General features: G+C 69.0%; 18 protein-coding genes. 4 read left to right on the forward strand and 14 right to left on the reverse strand.

The features are described 5' to 3' along the window. From GZ64_RS0117695 to GZ64_RS19555, 3 genes are read right to left on the reverse strand one after another with little or no spacing between them, the layout of a single operon-like run. Complete coding sequence (locus GZ64_RS0117695; protein WP_029260743.1) at nucleotides 1–864, reverse strand: amidohydrolase family protein; 864 nt, start codon at nucleotides 862–864, stop codon at nucleotides 1–3. After that, nucleotides 864–2,054 (reverse strand): CaiB/BaiF CoA transferase family protein, encoded by a 1,191-nt coding sequence (locus tag GZ64_RS0117700; RefSeq protein WP_029268015.1) that lies wholly within the window; start codon nucleotides 2,052–2,054, stop codon nucleotides 864–866. Before GZ64_RS0117700 ends, GZ64_RS0117695 begins: the two co-directional genes overlap by 1 nt. 30 nt (nucleotides 2,055–2,084) lie before the next feature. Then, complete coding sequence (locus GZ64_RS19555; RefSeq protein ID WP_136025496.1) at nucleotides 2,085–3,089, reverse strand: alcohol dehydrogenase catalytic domain-containing protein; 1,005 nt, start codon at nucleotides 3,087–3,089, stop codon at nucleotides 2,085–2,087. 193 nt (nucleotides 3,090–3,282) lie between these two features. On the opposite strand from GZ64_RS19555, the gene GZ64_RS0117710 reads away from it, so the two are divergent. Further along, a complete protein-coding gene (locus GZ64_RS0117710) occupies nucleotides 3,283–4,359 on the forward strand; it encodes an ABC transporter substrate-binding protein (RefSeq protein WP_051668219.1) in 1,077 nt (358 codons plus the stop codon). 164 nt (nucleotides 4,360–4,523) lie between these two features. Here GZ64_RS0117710 and GZ64_RS0117715 read toward each other — a convergent pair whose 3' ends face one another. The 8 genes from GZ64_RS0117715 to GZ64_RS0117750 all read right to left on the reverse strand — a co-directional run bounded on the left by GZ64_RS0117715 (nucleotide 4,524) and on the right by GZ64_RS0117750 (nucleotide 11,056). Further along, a complete protein-coding gene (locus tag GZ64_RS0117715; RefSeq protein WP_021201489.1) occupies nucleotides 4,524–4,772 on the reverse strand; it encodes a Txe/YoeB family addiction module toxin in 249 nt (82 codons plus the stop codon). An 8-nt stretch (nucleotides 4,773–4,780) separates the two neighbouring features. Further along, the gene (locus GZ64_RS0117720) at nucleotides 4,781–5,032 is read right to left on the reverse strand and encodes a type II toxin-antitoxin system Phd/YefM family antitoxin (protein WP_021201488.1); all 252 of its coding nucleotides are present in this window, start codon (nucleotides 5,030–5,032) and stop codon (nucleotides 4,781–4,783) included. A gap of 135 nt (nucleotides 5,033–5,167) precedes the next feature. Continuing rightward, nucleotides 5,168–6,001, reverse strand: coding sequence for an ABC transporter permease (locus tag GZ64_RS0117725; RefSeq protein WP_029260748.1), 834 nt, complete (start codon nucleotides 5,999–6,001; stop codon nucleotides 5,168–5,170). Continuing rightward, entirely contained in the window at nucleotides 5,998–6,831 is an 834-nt protein-coding gene (locus GZ64_RS0117730) for an ABC transporter permease (protein ID WP_036271970.1), read from the reverse strand. Before GZ64_RS0117730 ends, GZ64_RS0117725 begins: the two co-directional genes overlap by 4 nt. After that, nucleotides 6,828–7,655, reverse strand: coding sequence for an ABC transporter ATP-binding protein (locus GZ64_RS0117735; RefSeq protein ID WP_021201485.1), 828 nt, complete (start codon nucleotides 7,653–7,655; stop codon nucleotides 6,828–6,830). Before GZ64_RS0117735 ends, GZ64_RS0117730 begins: the two co-directional genes overlap by 4 nt. Before the next feature lie 40 nt (nucleotides 7,656–7,695). After that, complete coding sequence (locus GZ64_RS0117740) at nucleotides 7,696–8,670, reverse strand: LLM class flavin-dependent oxidoreductase (protein ID WP_029268022.1); 975 nt, start codon at nucleotides 8,668–8,670, stop codon at nucleotides 7,696–7,698. Further along, nucleotides 8,667–10,079: a dihydroorotase gene (locus GZ64_RS0117745; RefSeq protein WP_029268024.1), complete on the reverse strand. Its 1,413-nt coding sequence runs from the start codon at nucleotides 10,077–10,079 to the stop codon at nucleotides 8,667–8,669. Before GZ64_RS0117745 ends, GZ64_RS0117740 begins: the two co-directional genes overlap by 4 nt. Then, nucleotides 10,076–11,056 carry an alpha/beta hydrolase gene (locus GZ64_RS0117750; RefSeq protein WP_081859805.1) on the reverse strand — a complete coding sequence of 327 codons (981 nt, stop codon included), beginning with the start codon at nucleotides 11,054–11,056 and terminating at the stop codon, nucleotides 10,076–10,078. The genes GZ64_RS0117745 and GZ64_RS0117750 overlap by 4 nt, the downstream gene beginning before the upstream one ends. 230 nt (nucleotides 11,057–11,286) lie before the next feature. Here GZ64_RS0117750 and GZ64_RS0117755 point away from each other — a divergent pair, with 230 nt between their 5' ends. The 3 genes from GZ64_RS0117755 to GZ64_RS0117765 are packed head-to-tail and all read left to right on the forward strand — an operon-like array spanning nucleotide 11,287 to nucleotide 14,164. After that, nucleotides 11,287–12,291 carry a putative F420-0 ABC transporter substrate-binding protein gene (locus tag GZ64_RS0117755; RefSeq protein ID WP_029268027.1) on the forward strand — a complete coding sequence of 335 codons (1,005 nt, stop codon included), beginning with the start codon at nucleotides 11,287–11,289 and terminating at the stop codon, nucleotides 12,289–12,291. Continuing rightward, the gene (locus GZ64_RS0117760) at nucleotides 12,288–13,358 is read left to right on the forward strand and encodes a putative F420-0 ABC transporter permease subunit (protein WP_197020545.1); all 1,071 of its coding nucleotides are present in this window, start codon (nucleotides 12,288–12,290) and stop codon (nucleotides 13,356–13,358) included. Before GZ64_RS0117755 ends, GZ64_RS0117760 begins: the two co-directional genes overlap by 4 nt. Then, nucleotides 13,355–14,164 carry an ABC transporter ATP-binding protein gene (locus GZ64_RS0117765; RefSeq protein WP_029268030.1) on the forward strand — a complete coding sequence of 270 codons (810 nt, stop codon included), beginning with the start codon at nucleotides 13,355–13,357 and terminating at the stop codon, nucleotides 14,162–14,164. Before GZ64_RS0117760 ends, GZ64_RS0117765 begins: the two co-directional genes overlap by 4 nt. Nucleotides 14,165–14,184: 20 nt before the next feature. Here GZ64_RS0117765 and GZ64_RS0117770 read toward each other — a convergent pair whose 3' ends face one another. The 3 genes from GZ64_RS0117770 to cofC form a co-directional block, all read right to left on the reverse strand. Next, nucleotides 14,185–14,598, reverse strand: coding sequence for a hypothetical protein (locus tag GZ64_RS0117770; protein ID WP_136025495.1), 414 nt, complete (start codon nucleotides 14,596–14,598; stop codon nucleotides 14,185–14,187). A 194-nt stretch (nucleotides 14,599–14,792) separates the two neighbouring features. Next, nucleotides 14,793–15,821 (reverse strand): 2-phospho-L-lactate transferase, encoded by a 1,029-nt coding sequence (gene cofD, locus GZ64_RS0117775; protein WP_036331808.1) that lies wholly within the window; start codon nucleotides 15,819–15,821, stop codon nucleotides 14,793–14,795. Continuing rightward, entirely contained in the window at nucleotides 15,818–16,489 is a 672-nt protein-coding gene (cofC, locus tag GZ64_RS0117780; protein ID WP_051668221.1) for a 2-phospho-L-lactate guanylyltransferase, read from the reverse strand. Before cofC ends, cofD begins: the two co-directional genes overlap by 4 nt. Between the last annotated feature and the right edge of the window lie 2 nt (nucleotides 16,490–16,491).

Genomic DNA, 16,491 nt, shown 5'->3' on the forward strand with positions numbered 1-16,491 from the left:
TCACAGTCGGAACAGCGTGCGTGCGTTGTCGAGCAGGATCTTCCGACGCGACTCCTCCTTGAGCCCGAGCTCATCGAACTCGGCCATCCAGCGGTCGGCGGTCATCACGGGCCAGTCCGACCCGAAGAGCACCCGGTCGGAGATCAGCGAATCGGCGTAGCGGACCACCTCGGGCGGCAGGTACTTCGGCGCCCACCCCGACAGGTCGAGGTACACGTTCGACTTGTGCCACACCATCGCCAGGTTCTCGAGGTGCCACGGCCATGCCGGGTGCGCGCTGATGATGTTCAGCTCGGGGAACTCTGCGGCCACGTCGTCGATGTACGGCACGGGGCGTGCGTTCTCGAGCCGATACCCGCCGCCACCGGGAGTACCCGCACCGGCGCCGGGGAACCCGGAGTGGAACATCACCACGAGCCCGAGTTCGGCGCAGGTCTCCCAGATCGGGAAGAAGCGACGGTCGTTGGCGAGGAACTTCTGCCGCGACGGGTTGAGTTCGCCGACGCCCTTGATGCCGTACTCGGCGTGCATCCGACGGATCTCGGCGACCGCGGCCTCGCCCTTCCACGGGTCGATGCCGGCGAAGGCGAGGAACACATCGGGGTGGTCCTGCTGCGCCTTGCCGAGGAGGTCGTTCGGTGCACCCTTGATTCCGCTCGTGGTCTCCGAGTCGGAGTTCACGATCACGGCCATCATCTTGCGGTCGCGGTACTGATCGGCCTGCTCGGCGAACGACACCACCGGCCGCTCGCGCCCGAAGTGCGCCGACATCTGGGAGTGCCGCTGGCCCATCGCCGCGATGAACTCCTCGGTCTGCGGGTGGGTGTGCACGTCGATCGCGACGATGTCGTCGATACCGGACATCAGGCTGCCCCTTCCTTCGCTCGTGCGGGTTCGGATTCAGATTCGGTCCGCAGTCCCGTGATCTCCTCGGTGTCGGCGCCGAGCGCCGGCGCGTATCGCAGCTCGGGTCGACCGGACCGCTGGAACCGGATGCTGGGCACCGGGACGCGCAGCACGCCATCAGGCCCCTCGATCTCCTCGACCAGGCCCATGCTCGCGATCTGCGGATCGTCGAACAGGTCGCCCATCGTGTTCAGCGGACCGTGCGGGATGTCGTGCGCGGCGAGCCGGTCGAGCCAGTACTGCCGGGGTCGGGTGGCGGCGATCTCCTTGAGCACCACGTCGAGCTCGTCATAGTTGCGCACGCGCGCTTCCCGGGTCGAGAAGCGCGGGTCGTCGGCGAGATCGGGCCGCTCGAGCACGTCGAGCAGTCCGGTCCAGAACTTCTCCGGCACCGACATATGGATCACGAAGGCCTTGTCGTCGGACCCCCGGCAGGCGTAGGCCTGCGCGCGGCGCGGACGCGAGTCGGGCGATGAGACCTGTCCGGTCTCGAGGAACGCCGAAGCGGACTCGGTGAGGAAGTCGAGCAGGGCACCCACCATCGTGACCTCGACATGCTCACCCACCCCGCTGACGTCACGGGCATGCAGGGCGGCGAGCACGGCCTGTACGGCCGACATCCCCGACAGCAGATCGGAGAACGCAGGCCCCAGCGGACGGATCGTGGAGGCCGGGACCACCTGGCTGTACATTCCCCCGGTCGCCGAGATCACGGTGTCGTAGGCAGGGCGCTTCGCGGCCGGCCCGGTGGGGCCGAAACCGGTGATCGAGCACGTGATCACCCGCGGGTTGCGTTCGTGCAGCACATCGGGGCCGAACCCGAGCCGCTCGGCGACACCGGGGCGGAAGTTGTCCAGCACGATGTCGGCATCGTCGACCAGGCCGAACAGCGCAGCGAGCCCCTCGGCGCTCTTGAGGTCGAGCACGACCCCGCGCTTGCCCCGGTTGTAGGCGGCGAACTGGGGACTCATGGTCGCCCGCCCCTCCCATCGGCGCATCGGGTCCCCCTCGGGCGACTCGACCTTGACGACGTCGGCGCCGAGGTCGGCGAGCAGCTTGGCCGCGAACGGACCCGAGATGTACTGGCCCAGCTCGACCACGCGGATCCCGGCCAGCGCACCCGCGCCGGGTGATGCGGAATTCGTCACTTCTGGTCTCCTCTTCGATACCGAGGGCGGTCAGCGCACATCGACGACGACCTTCCCGTCGCCCTTGCGGGGGAAATCGCGATACGCCGTGGCGATGTCGTCCAGCGCGTAGCGGCGGCCGACGAGCGAGGGCAGGGCCCCGGCGGCGGCGAGCGCGAGAGCCTCGGCCACATCGTCGTAGCGTGCGCTGGCCACACCCGACAGCCGCTTGCGACGCAGGTAGAAGTCGCGGGCGTCGATGCGCAGGTCGCTGTCGACGGATGCCGCGCAGAACACGGCCCGACCTCCCCACCGCAACGCCGAGATCCCTGCGCTCAGGGTCGGAGCGTGGCCGGAGACATCGAGCACGACGTCGAACCCCTCTCCCCCGTCGAGGGCCGCCGCCAGCGCGGGAGCTCCCGAAGCCTGGATGAGCTGCTCGTCTCCGAGCGGTGCGAGAGTACGGCGCGACGCGGCGACGACCTGGGCCCCGCGAGCGAGTGCGATGGCCACCGCCGCACGGCCGAGGGTGCCGCCCGCGCCGGTGACGAGCACCCTGTCGCCCGCGGCGAGCGCGACCGTGCGCACGGCGTTGATCACGATGGAGGCACTGTGCACCACGGCGGTCGCCTGTGCCGCGTCGAGGCCGTGGCGGTCGATCGCGTTGCGGGAGGGGACGACGACGTACTCGGCCGCTCCCCCGTCGCGGTGCACGCCGACGACGGTCTGGTTCGGGCAATCGGCTTCGTCTCCGGCCTGGCAATGAGCGCACTGCCCGCAGGCGATGTTGGGTTTGACCACCACGGTCTGGCCGATCCGCTTCTGGTCGACACCCGCTCCGATGGCGATGATCTCGCCGGCCGGGTCAATCCCGAGGATGCGAGGCAGCTGCGCCCGTGCTCCTGGGCCGACACCGGCGATGACGTTGAGGTCGAGCTGATTCACCCCGACCGTCTCGACGCGCACGAGCACTTCGCCGTCGCCGGGTGCCGGGACATCCGCGACCGCGACGGTCAACCCGTCCAGGTCATGACGGCTCAGCACGGCGGCACGCATCTTCACCTCTTCATCGCGGGAATCTGTTTGGGATACTGTATCCAATTTTCATCACAGTCGTCTAGACCCTGTTCGAGCACGATATCCCGCAAACCATGGACACCCGATTCCAAATTGGATACCGTATCCCAAAATCCGCGTGAGGCGCCCCACTCCACGGAGGAGTCGCACGCACTTGCCCGAATGGAGAGTCATGCGCACGACACGAAACAGACTCGGCATCGCCGCGGTCGGGGGCGCAGCAGCACTGACGCTGCTCGCCGCCTGCGCCTCGCCGACGCCGACACCGGAAGGACCCGTCGACCTCGGCGACGGCGAACCCGGAGCCGCGGAGGACACCAGCATCACGGTGGCCATCCCCTTCCCCGACATCACGATGTACTCGATGTTCGTCCTGGCGTCCGACCTCGGCTACTACGAAGACGAGGGCCTCACCGTCGAGGTCATCACCGCCGACAACGTCACGGCCGCCGTCGCCAGCGGCAGTGCCGACATCGGCGTCGAGTCGACCGGCACCGTGATCGACGCCATCCGCGGCGGTGTCGAGATCGATCTGGTCTCCGGCCATTACTGCCGGCAGAACTTCGATTTCGCGGTGCAGTCCGATGTGAAGAGCGTCGACGACCTCGACGGCACGTCGATCGTGCTGGCCGGCACTCCCGGCGACCCCGCCGAGTTCCAGCGCGCCCAGGTGCTGAAAGAGGAGGGCTGGGACGTCGCATCCGTAAACACCGAGGTCGTCTACCCGGGCCCCGGATCGGAGTCGTGGACGGAGTTCTTCGTCAACGACAAGATCAGCCTGCAGCCGTTCTACGCCGACGACAGGGCAGCCCTCGAGGAGCACGGCGCGAACATCGTCGTCGAGTCGCTGCGCAACTGGGCGAACGACGTGCAGATCGCCGGCACGAAGTGGGCGCAGGAGAATCCGAACACCCTCGTCCGGTTCCTGCGGGCCACGCTCAAGGGCACCGACTTCATGACGGCACCCGCACCCGGCGAGTTCCCCGAGAACGCGGAGGAGGCGCTGGACATCTACGAGGCCAACGACTTCGACGTCGCGGAACTGCGTGATTCGGACAGCGTCTGGATCCTCGACGGACACCTCGCCTGCCCGAACCTGTACTTCGACGGCGAGGCGTGGGACACCACCATCGAGACGCAGAAGCTCGAACCGCTGGAGTTCGATGACGAGCAGCTCGTCTACCTCCGCAAGGCGCAAGAGCTGCTGGGCCTCGACAACGAGGGACCGGCCACGCTGACCTACCCGTGAGTCGCTGACTCGCACGAGAGGCCCCACCGTTGCGCATGGCGGTGGGGCCTCTTCGTCTGTTCAGGCTGGCGTGTTCGCTTAGGCCCCGCAACTCCCGCGGGATACAGAGCGATGCCACTTCACACCCAGCCGGCAGTCGACTAGACGGCCCTTCGGCCCGCGTCCTAGTAGTGGTCGCGAGCCTGGAGAATGACGATCTGCTCGTCGCTCACGTAGTAGACGAGGCGATTGGCCTGGTCGATGCGGCGGGACCACGCCCCGGAGAGCACGTGCTTCAGCGGCTCCGGCTTCCCGATGCCCTCGAAGGGATCACGGAGAACGTCGGCGATGAGCTGGTTGATCCGCCTCAGCGTCTTGCGATCCTGGCCCTGCCAGTACGTGTAGTCCTCCCACCCATGGGGGTCGAAGGCCAATCTCCGAGTCACTCGTCGATCAGGTCGTGCTGCTCGGCCTCACCGCGGCGCGCACGCTCGATCGCCGAGAGAAGTCGCTCTGCACCCACAGGGTTTCGCAGCAGGTACGCCGTCTCCGTGAGGGCGTCGTAGTCGTCCTTCGACATGATGACGGCGTTCCCACGTCGGGAGACGACCTCGACGGGCGCATGGTCATCGTTCACCTGCTGGATAAGGCCGAACAGGCTCTTGCGGGCCTCGGTAGCCGAGATCGCGGACATCCTCCACCTCCCTAGTGGTACAACAAAGCGTACCACTCGATCGCGAGTGAATGCCCGCCGAACGGACCCGACCCCCGTCGCGCATGAGACGGGGGTCGGGAGTCGAGGGGCGTCGGGAGTCTGCGTCGGTGCCGGTCAGCCGACGATCTTGCGCTCGTCGTACCAGGGCGCCAGCCGGCGCCGGAGGATCGAGATGAGCAGCAGCGTGAGGTTGGCGATGATGACCATCACCACGACCATCGCGATGGCCTCGTCCATCCGGAACTGGTACGCCGCGAACTCGAGCAGGTGACCGAGGCCGCCGGTGCCGCCGAGGAACTCGCCGAGCACCTCGCCCGTGAAGCCGAGGGCCGCACCGCGCTGGATGCCGGAGAGGCTGTAGGGCAGCGTGGCGGGGAAGATCACCTTCCAGCCGAGGCCGATCCCCTTCGCGCCGTACACCCTGGCCGCGTTGACGAGCGAAGGGTTCACGGTGACCGCGCCCTCCATCGTGTTCAGCAGAATCGGGAACACCGCCAGCAGGATCACGAGGGCGATCTTCGACTCGCTGCCGAGGCCCAGGCCGAGGATGAACAGCGGGGCGAGCGCGACCTTGGGCGTGGAGTACAGCACCCACAGGAACGGGGCGACCATGAAGCGCAGCACCGGCGACCAGCCGACCGCGAGCCCCACGACCACACCGACGACGATCGCGATCGCGAGGCCGATCAGCAGGTTGGTGACGCTGAACGCGAAGGCGCTCCAGAACTCGGGGTCGACCATGAGCTGGCCGAACGCCACGGCCACCGCGGTCGGTGCGGGCAGGAAGGCCGCCGGTATCCAGTGGAACCAGCTGACGGCTGCCTCCCACAGGAGCAGCACTGCGGCGATCACCCCGATCAGGAGCAGGGTCCACTTTCCCTCGCCGGAGCGCACCACACGCCGCGGCCGCACGATGCGGACGGTTCCGGTTGCCGAGACGACGCTCATCGCGTGCCCTTCCTCGTCCACGGCGCGACCCCGCGTTCGATGGCCGTGACCACCTGGGTCATGCCCACGCTCCACAGCACGACGACGGCGATCGCGGCGAACGCCTGGTCGGTCTGATACGTGTTCGAGGCGCGGATGATGAGCGCGCCCATGCCGCTCGACGAGCCCGCGAGCTCGGCCACGACCATGCCGATCGTGGCGAGGACGACCGCTTGCCGCAGCCCCGCGAACAGGAACGGGATCGTCGACGGCAGGTACACCGAGCGATACAGCCGCATCCGCCCTGCCCCGTACACGCGGGCGGCGCGGATGATCGACGGGTTCGTGGTGCGCATGCCCGCGGCGACGTTGAGCAGGATCGGGAAGATCGCGCTGATCGTCACGAGGAAGATCACCGGACCGATGCCGAAGCCGAACCACGCCTTCGCGAGCGGTTGATAGGCGATCGACGGCGTGGCGTAGATCGTCCACGCGATCGGACCGATCACGCGGTCGACGGGAAGCGATGTTCCCATCAGGAGTCCGACCGGGATGCCGACGACCACCGCGAGCGCGAAACCGGTCAGCCACGCCTGCACCGAGATGCCGGCGTTGGCGGCGAGCGATCCGTTCGCCACGATCTCGCCGAAGCCCTGCGCGATGGCCAGGGGCGGCGGCAGGAAGACCGGACTGATCCAGCCGAACACCCCGACGACCAGCTGCCAGAGCACGAGGAGGACGACGACCTCGATCGCGATGACCGCCGCCTTGCCCCGGGCGCTCAGCCCCGCGAGCCAGGCGGCGAGGCCACCCCGACCGAGGTTCGGCCCGGTGGCGAGCAGCGCGGTCATTTCGACACCGCCGCTGCCGTGGCCTCACCCTCCAGCGCCTCCCAGAGGTGGTCGCGGAGTTCGAGGAAGCGCGGATCGTGCTGCACCGACCGTTCCGAGCGCGGGCGCGGGATGCCGGTCGTGATGATCTCCTTGATCGCACCGGGGTGGCTCTTGAAGACGACGATGCGGTCACCGAGGAGGATGGCCTCCTCGATCGAGTGCGTGATGAAGAGGACGGTCTTGCCCGTCGCCTCGATGAGCTTCTCGATCTCGTCGCGCATCACCTCGCGGGTGAGGGCGTCGACGGCACCGAGCGGCTCGTCCATCAACAGGATGCGCGGTTCCGCGACGAACGCGCGGGCGAGCCCGACGCGCTGCTGCATGCCGCCGGAGAGTTCACGGGGGTACGACGACTCGAATCCCGCAAGCCCCACCATCTCGATGGCCTCCTGCACCTTCGCCCGCCAGTCGGCGGTGCGCAGGCCCTTCTGCATCTCGAGTCCGAACTTCACGTTGTCGAACACGGTGCGCCAGGGCAGCAGGGCGTAGTCCTGGAAGACAACGGCCCGGTCGGGACCAGGGCCGTCGACCTGCTTCCCATCGACGAGGACGGCCCCGGTGCTCGGCGCGACGAGGCCGGCGATGACGTTCATGAACGTCGTCTTTCCGCACCCCGACGGGCCGAGCACCGTGATGAACTCGCCCTCGAACACGTCGAGGTCGACATCCTCGATCGCGATCAGCTTCTTTCCCGTCCGCGCGACGTCGTAGCTCACCGAGAGCCCGGTGACCGAGATCAGCGGATCCGCCGAGTCCCGTGCGGTGTCATTCACGTCAGTCATCGTCGACCTCTCGTCTCATCGCCGCGCGTCGGTGCGCGGCTTATCGCAGCTTCGGAAGCACCTCGGTGCCGAGGAGTTCGATCTGCTCGAAGAACCGATCGAACTTGAAGCGGAAGTCGAACACCAGGTGCTCGGTGCCGACCTCCTCGAACCGCTTGATCTGCTCGACCGCCTCGTCGGGGCTGCCGACGATGAGCTGTCCTTCGAGGTCTTCGACGGTCTCGAAGCTGCCGGACGGCGGCTTCACCGCGAACTTGGCCTTGTTCGCCCAGGCGAGAAGGCCCGGGATGTTCACGTGCTTGAGCGCCTCTTCGCGGGTGTCCTCGATCGACGTGGGCGGGATGACGGCGATGGTCGGCATCGGGCGGCCGTTCTCGTCCGTCATCTCGCGCATGGTCTTGATGCGCTTCTCCATGGTGAGCAGGCCCGTGCGTCCGGGCATCCACCCGTCGGCGAACTCCGCCGCGAGACGGGCCGAACGCGGGGTCGCGCCGCAGTACCAGAACGGGATGCGTCCCCCCACGGGCTTGGGCTCGATCGTGACGTTCTCGAATGTGAAGATGCCGTCGTCGTAGGTGACGTCGTTCTCGGTGAAGACACGGCGCAGGATCTCGGCGTTCGAGCGCACCATCTCGACGCGGTCGAGGTCGCCCCAGCCGATCGCGTCGAACTCGTGATCGAACGTTCCGGCGCCGAAGCCGAGGATCAGGCGCGGGCCGAGCAGCTGGGTCATCGTGCCTGCCATGAGAGCGGTGACGAGCGGGTGCCGGAACGGGATGAGCGATCCGGTGCCGAGCTCGATCGTGTCGGTGACGGCACCGATGGCAGTGAGAGTCGTCAGCGCGTCGTAGAACGTGCGGTTCGGCTTCTCCATCTCGCCGTGCGGCTCGAACACCAGGTGGTCGCGCACCCAGACGGAGTCGAATCCGAAGCTCTCCGCGAGCTTCGATCCCTCCAGGAGCTTCTCCTTGCTCGCCTCCTCGCCGAAGTGCGGCAGCAGCAGTCCGAATTTCATGTCAGTTCCTCTCCAGCGGCGAATGCCGCCCTGTCTTCCGCCGATGCGGCGAGCTTTCCGAAAGTGCGGTCGCCGACGACCTCGTCGCCGACATAGACGTCGACACCGCGCACGAGCGTGCGCTGGATGCGCGCGCTGATGGTGCGCCCGTCGTAGGGGGTCCAGCCGATCTTCGAGAGCACGCCGTCATTCGTGATCGTCCACTCGTCGGCGAGGTCGGCGATGACGATGTCGGCATCCGCCCCGATCGTGAGCGATCCCTTCACACCCTCCAGGCCGAACTTCGCGGCGGGGATGTGGGCGACCATGTCGATCGCGCGCTGCAGATCGAGCTCGCCCTTATTCACCGCGTCGAGCATGAGCTCGTAGTAGTACTGGATGCCGGGGGTGCCGGTGTGCGAACTCCACATCTGCGTCCACCCGACCTCCTTCTCCTCGCGCGTGTGCGGGGCATGGTCGCTGGCGGCGATGTCGATCGTGCCGTCGCGCATGCCCTCCCAGACCGCCGCGCGGTTGTCGTCGGGAACCCAGTAGCTGAGCGCGTACGGGCCGAGGGTCTCGACGTCGTTCCAGGTCGACAGGAACGGCGCCCAGTGGTTGACCTCGCAGGTCACGTCGATGCCGTTCTGCTTGGCGCGCCGAACGGCCTCGATCGAGCGTCGGGTCTGGATGTGCGCGATGTGCACGGGACAGCCGGAGGCCTCGGCGAGACGCAACACGACGTCGATGGCCGTGTCCCAGATCACACCCTCGCGCGCGGCGTAGGCGGAGGCGTAGCCCTCGGGGGTGTTCTCGCCGCGGGCGAGGTAGGCGCCCTCGATGTAATCCATGAGCGCCTGGTCGTGCGGGTGCACGATGAAGCGCTTGCCGGTCTGGGCGATGTGATCCATGATCTCGAGCAGGTGGCCGTGGTTGTGGATGCCGGTGCCGGAGGGGTGCGGGTAGTCGCGGCCCGTGTCGACGACCATGTAGATCTTGTACGCCCGGATGCCCATCTCGCTCATGCCGGCGATCTCATCGAACTTCGTCGGCGCGGGGTTGTGGTTCCAGTCGACGATCGACGACTCCTCATACCGGTGGAACACGTCGGTCAACGTGGCGACGTCGGTGGTCGGCGGCTTGAGGTTGGGCATCCCGAACATCGTGGTGACGCCACCGGCCGCGGCCTGCAGGCTCGTCGTGTAGATGTCGTCCTTGTGCTCGTAGCCGGGTTCGCGGGTGTGCACGTGCACGTCGACCATGCCGGGAAGCACGAGCTTGCCCGCGGCGTCGATCGTGCGCGCAGCCGCGACGTCGGTACCGGCCGCGACCATGCCCGCGACCTTGCCGTCGGCGACGAGCAGGTCGGCCAGGACCGGCCCTGCGGGGGTGACGACGGTGCCGCCGGTGATCTTCAGATCCACGCTCATCGCGCGACCTCCTCTTTGCTGTCGGACTGTGTCTGCACGGTTTCGGTGGTGATGGATTCGCCGATCGCGGGCGACGGCGAAGACCGGTGGATGAGGTGCGCCGGGCGCACGTACCGGTCGAACCAGCCCACGATCACCGGGGTGGTCTGCTCCCAGTACACGTCGTAGGCGGCGTAGTGGGTGGTGTGCCGCTGCATGATGAGCTGCTTCGGTCCACGTGCCGCCTCGTACAGCGCCTCGGCGTGGTCGGTCGGGGTGGTGGCGTCGCCTTCGACGCCGATCACGAGCAGCGGTGTGGTCAGGCGGCCGGCCGCGTCGATCGGCCGGTACGCGATGATGCCCTCGGCACACGCGAGCGGCACGGCTGTCGGGATGCGGTCGTCGACGTCGGCCTTGATCTTCGTCGCCCGACGCTCGGCCGTGGGGATCATGATCTCCTCACGGGGGTGCACGATCCGCCCCTCCCCCGTGGCGACGCGCTGGCGGCGGTCCTCTTCGAGGGACTTCTGGAAGTCGAGCCACTCGTACTCGCTGCGCATGCGGTGCAGCCAGTCCTCGCCGTCGGCGACCGGCACCTGGCTGACCGCGGCCTTGATGCGCGGGTCGGCGTCGGCGAGGAGCACGGCGTTGCCGCCTCCGGTGCCGCCGGTGCCGAAGACCCCGATCGCGTCGGCGATCACGTCGTCGCGCGTGGTCAGGTAGGTCACGGCGTTCACCAGATCCTGCAGCTGCCAGGCCGGAGAGAGATAGCCGCGGTCGCCTTCGGAGTCGCCGAAGCCGCGGTAGTCGATCACGAGCACGGCGAAGCCGGCCTCGACCAGGGCCTCGTGGTAGCGGACGTAGAGCTTGGCGTCCTTCAGCCCGAGCCAACCGGGGCCCTGAACGATCGCGCGATACGGCCCCGCGTGGTCGGGGGTGCGCCACACGGCGGAGATGCGCTGACCCTCGCTGAAGTACGAGACGGGTGTGGTCTGCATGGGTTCCTCTCGGCTGAACGCGGCGTCGCGATCGGCGATGTGCGCCGCTGCGGTGGGGCGTTCTCCATCCTCGTCGATTTTGGATCCAGAATCCAGTATTGATTTGGATCCAGTATCCGCGCTAGCATGACCGCATCGCGTCGGCCCGATTGGCCGATGCCGGTGGTCCCGACCTGGACTGCGAACGTGCTCTGTCTTGCGCCCTTCCCGTCCTCGTCTCCCGGAGAACCATGCCTGCCACCGCCCGCGCCCTCGGCGCCCTCGGCGCCCTCCCCGCCCTCGCCCTGCTCGTCGCCGCCGGACTCAGCGGCTGCGCCGGCGCGCCGGCGTCATCGGCCGAAGCGCCCGACGCCGAAACCCCCAGCACCGAGCCGATCGTGCTCGACAACTGCGGCACCGAGGTCTCGCTCGGCGCCACGCCGCAGCGCATCCTCACCGTGAAGTCGTCGACTCTCGAACTCGCGCTGGCCCTCGGCGCCGGGGATCGGATCATCGGCTCCGCCTTCTCCGACGGCCCGCTGCCTGACGATCTCGCGGCGGATGCCGAGGACATCCCGGTCGTCTCCGACAAGGTGCCGTCGAAGGAGGCCGTGCTCGACCTCGAGCCCGACCTGGTGTTCGCCGGATGGGAGTCGAACTTCTCGGTCGACGGCGCCGGTGAGCGAGCCGACCTGCAGAAGCTCGGCATCACCACCTACGTCGCCCCCGCGGCCTGCAAGGCTCCGGGCTACATGCCCGACCCGCTCACGTTCGACACGGTCTTCGATGGCTTCGCGGAGGCCGGCCAACTGCTCGGCGAGACGGAGGCGGCGAGCGCGCTGATCGCCGAGCAGCGCGCAGAGCTCGACGCGATCACCCCCGACGACCGTGGCCTCACGGCGCTCTGGTACTCGTCCGGCACCGACCAGCCCTTCGTGGGCGCCGGCATCGGCGCGCCGGAGATGATCATGTCGGCCGCCGGGCTCGAGAACGTCTTCGCCGACGTGCACGACACCTGGACGTCGAGCTCGTGGGAGCTGATCGCCGAGGCCGACCCCGACGTGATCGTGCTGGTGGACGCCGCCTGGAACACCGCCGCGTCGAAGATCGCGCTGCTCACCTCGAACCCGGTCACCGCACAGCTCGACGCGGTGCGGAACGAGCGGTACGTGCTGGTCGACTTCCCGGCGACCGAGGCCGGCATCCGCAACGTGAAGGCCGTGGAGTCGATCGTGGCGCAGCTCGGAGAGCAGTGAGCGTCACCGTTCCGCTGCGCACGGCGCCCCCTGTCGCGGCGGCAGCCGCTCCCCACCCCCGGGGACGTACCGTCTCGGCGATCACGGTGCTGCTGCTCGCCCTGGCGGGATCGGTGGTCGCCGCGGTCGCGATCGGGCCGGCCGACGTCGCCCCGGCCGAGCTCGCGGCGAGCGTGTGGTCGCACCTGACCGGCGCGGCCACAGGCCTCACCCCGCTCCGCGACGCGATCATCTGGGAGGGGCGAGTACCCCGCATTCTCACGGCCGCGGCGGTCGGAGGCGGCCTGGCCCTGTGCGGTGCCGTGATGCAGGCCCTCACCCGCAACCCGCTCGCCGATCCCTACCTGCTCGGTCTGTCCTCCGGCGCCTCGACCGGCGCGGTGATCGTCATCGTGCTCGGTGCGGCGGTGGCACTGCCGTTCGCCGCGTTCGCGGGTGCGCTGCTCGCCCTGACACTCACGTTGGGCCTCGCGCGCGCGGCCGGTTCCGCAGGAGCCACCGCCGTGGTCCTCGCCGGTCTCGCCGTGTCGGCCGTGCTCGCGGCACTGACCAGCCTCGTGATCTTCTGGAGCGCGACGAACGACAGCTACCGTGAGATCCTCAGCTGGCTGCTCGGCTCGCTCGGAGGCGCCGACTGGGCGGATGCCACCCTCGCCGGGGTCGCCGTGGCGGTCTGCGCCGTCCCCCTGCTGGCTGCAGCCCGGCCACTGGACACACTCGTACTGGGAGACACCGCGGCCGAGGCACTCGGCATCCCGGTGACCCGGCTGCGCGTGCTGCTCTTCGTGTGCACGGCGCTGCTGACCGGAGCGCTCGTGGCGGTGAGCGGGTCGATCGGCTTCGTCGGACTGATCCTGCCGCACGCGGTTCGGGCGGTCGTCGGCGCCCGGCATCGCGCGCTGCTGCCGGTCTCGTTCCTCGCGGGCGCCGTGTTCCTCATCTGGGCCGACACCATCGCCCGCACCGTGTTCGAGCCACGCGAGCTCCCGGTCGGGATCGTCACCGCTTTGATCGGCGGCCCCGTGTTCGCGCTGCTGATGCTGCGTATGAGGAAGAGCCGCGCATGACCGGAGTGCGTGAGGACGGCCTCGATGCCCGACGCATCCGATTCGCGCACGGGGGTCGGATCCTCTGCGACGACATGCACATCACCGCCCCCGGAGGTTCGGTGACCGCTCTCCTCGGCCCCAACGGCTCGGGCAAGAGCACGCTGCTGCGGCTGATCGCCGGAACCCTGCGGGGCGAGGTCGAGACCCTCGCGCTCGACGGCGCATCGCTGCCCTCGATGCGGCGGCGAGAGCGCGCACAGCGCGTCGCCCTGGTCGAGCAGGAGTGGTCGACCGCCGAGGGGATGACCGGGCGCGACATCGTGGGGCTCGGACTGCTTCCCCACCGCGGATGGCTGTCGTTCGAGGGGGCGCAGACGGATGCCGTCGCCACCGATGCGGCTCTCGGCCGCGCGGGGGCGCTCGAGTTCGCGGAGCGCGATGCCGCGACCCTGTCCGGCGGCGAACGCCAACGGGTGAACCTCGCGAGGGCCCTCGCTCAGCGACCGGCGCTGCTGCTGTGCGACGAGCCCACGAACCACCTCGACATCCGCGCGCAGCTGGACGCACTCGCCCTCCTCGCGTCCCTCGCGCGCGACGGCATGACCGTGCTGGCTGCTCTGCACGATCTCAATCACGCGGCGGCATTCGCCGATCGCGTCGTCGTGATCGCCGACGGTCACGTGCAGGCGGCGGGTTCCCCACAGGAGGTGCTGACGCGGGAGCTCATCGCGCGCGTCTGGCAGGTCGACGCCGAGGTGATCCTCCGGCCGGGCAGCGATCGTCCGCTGATCGTGTTCGATGCGGCTCCCGCCCTCACGCGCTGACCGGTTCGGACGATCGGGATTCAGACGAGCTCGGCGGATGCGAACTGCGGAGCGAGGACGAACGAGCCCAAGCGGTGCGCGAGCGCTTCCGCCTCGGCCTCCAGCGCCACCTGCTCCTGGCAGTCGTCGAGCGCCACGGAGCCGGCACCCCCTCCCACCCCGACGAGCGCGCATACCTGCGCGGGCTTCCGCAGCTGGTCGAAGGTCATGGGCAGACTCTCGCATCGCGTGTGCCCGCACAGCAGGTGCGAGAGCTCGTGGATCACCACGTGCAGTCGGTACCACTGCGGATCGGAGCGGCGGACCGGAATCCTCGCACGGTCACCGTCGACGAGCAGGAACCGCGGAACGGCCCGCCACTCCTCCTCATTCAAAACGTCGACCTCGATGTCCAGCCCCAGCAGGGCGGACGCCCGTTCCGTGATGCACTGCATACTCGCGCCGCACTCGACCTCCAACTCTTCGAAGAGCCGGTCCACTCGACTTCGACCACTCACGATTCCCTCACCCCTCGCACAGCCCGACCCCCTTTCGGCCGGACAACCCTCACAGTGGAGAGACGGCGGTGGGGGCCCGGTCATTACGCCGAAAGACTGGGAACTTTCGGCCAGTCTTTCGAGACCTGTGACTATGACGTTTGGTGCGCGTCGAGCTCAGCCGAGTGGAGAGCCTCGGCGGCGAGAGCCGTCGCAGTGTCGAGATCGCGCATCCACAGCGGATGCACCGGCGCGCGCAGCCCGGCCGCCTCGAGCCCGCCTGCGAGAGAAGTATCCTCCTCGGCGATGAGCCACGCATCCAACAGTCCGCCGGCTGCGCGTGCCCCGTAGTGGTGTCCGACCGCGTCGGCGGTGGCGGCGAGACCGATGGCGGCGAGACAGGCGTCGGCCATACCGCGCACGGGCGCACCGGCGATGATCGGCGACACCCCGACCACGGCTCCGGGGGCGGCACGTACGGCGTCGGCGATGCCGGGGACCGAGAGGATCGGCCCGAGCGAGACCACGGGATTCGACGGGGCGAACAGGATGACGTCCGCCGCAGCCAGCGCGTCGACCGCTCCGGGTGCGGGCGCGGACTGCGCGATCCCCGGGGCATCGAACCCCTGCGCCGGGAGGGTCGCACGATGCCGGGTCCACCACTCCTGGAAGTGCATCCGACCCTGGGCGGTGAACACGTGGGTGTCGACTTCGGTATCGGTCATGGGCAGCAGTCGGATGCCGAGCGGCCATCGGGAGGCGAGGCGATCGACGACCTCGGTCACGGAGGCGCCGTCGCGGAGCCAGCCCGTGCGGGCGATGTGCGCACCGAGGTCGAGGTCACCCAACGTGAACCACGGCCAGCCGGCTCCCCATGCCTGCAACTCGGTGGCGACGCGCTCGCTCTCGCCCTCCCTCCCCCATCCGCGTGCGGTGTCGTTGACACCGGCGAGCGCGTAGATCATCGAGTCGACATCGGGCTGCAGCCGCAGGCCGCTGAGCCACAGGTCGTCGCCGGTGTTGACGATCACCGTGATCTCGGCTCGGGTTCCTCCCGCGGCATCCGGCCACCGTCGCCGTGCGGCCTCCCGCACACCGACCACAAACTTCGATCCGCCGACGCCACCGGCGAGGACGACGATGCGCGGGCCATCGGAAGTGTCGGCGACGCCGCCGGTCATGAGGCGAGCACCAGCGGTCGGTCGACCAGCGCCGCGGTGCGCGGGCCCAGTCCGGCACGGCGGGCGGCCCGCAGGTGCTCCGCATGATCGAGGTCGCGTCGCAGACCACTCAAGACGGGAAACCCGACCTCGACGAAACCGGCCGCGCGATGTGCGGAGGCCGAGTCCGCCCCGAAACACGGAGTGAGGTCGAAACCCGCCCGCGCGGTGACGAGCACGGTGCCGGTACCCTCGGCGTCCGGCACGAACGCCCGGGAGTGCGAAGAGGCGAACGCGAGCGCCCTGGCCAGCTCGTCGGGGCGCAGCGCCGGCAGGTCGCCGAGCATCACGGCACGAGGGCGCAGGTCGGGGGCCGCGCTCACGCCGAGCCCGATCGCCGCGGTCAGCCCTTCGCTGCGGTCGCGCACCAGTCGCACCCGCGGCAGCACACGCAGAGCGGTCGCCGTGACCTCGTCGCTCGTGACGACGATGACTTCGGCGACGCGCTCGCATGCGGTGGCCGCCTCGACCGTGTCGAGGGCGATCGCGCGGGCGAGGGGCTCGCGATCGACGCCGGGGATGCGCAACCGCGACTTGCCGATCTCGGCGCGCTTCACCGGGATCACCACGATCCACTCACGAGCGGGCACTCCCGGCAGCGGCACCCCGACTCCCGAACCGCGGATCATCT

Source organism: Microbacterium sp. Cr-K32, from assembly GCF_000708345.1.
GTDB lineage: Bacteria > Actinomycetota > Actinomycetes > Actinomycetales > Microbacteriaceae > Microbacterium > Microbacterium maritypicum_A.